We start from the raw sequence: 365 nt of genomic DNA, 5'->3' as shown, positions 1-365 counted from the left end.
GATGACGCGAGTCGCGAGCCCCGCGGATGCAGGTGTGGTGCTGGGTCGCACGCTGGTGCTGCTCCGCCCCGATCCGGCACGCCTCGATCCGTGGTTCCTGGCGGGCTTTCTCGACCAGGCCGACAACGTCGCCGGCGCTTCCACGGGAAGTATCACGGTGCACGTGCAGCCGGGCCGCTTGCGGGTGCCGTTGATGCCGCGGGACGAACAGCGCAAGTACGGGGCGGCGTTCCGCCGGATTCGAGCCCTGCGGGCCGCGGCCCGGCGCGCAGCGGACGCGACCCACGCCGCGGCGGATTTGCTCGCCGCCGGCCTGACCACCGGTGCCTTGGCTCCGCCGGACGACGACTTGGCCTGAACGGTCA

1 protein-coding gene is annotated in these 365 nt (G+C 72.6%); it reads left to right on the top strand.

Annotated elements, in window-relative coordinates; genetic code table 11:
* Positions 1-358, top strand: a 358-nt coding sequence (locus AC1DSF_RS31440) for a hypothetical protein (protein ID WP_478184222.1), incomplete at its 5' end; no start/stop codon positions are given.
* Between the last annotated feature and the right edge of the window lie 7 nt (positions 359-365).

It is taken from the genome of Variovorax sp. 01N429, assembly GCF_056399425.1.
This window is presented reverse-complemented; position numbering and strand designations above follow the sequence as displayed.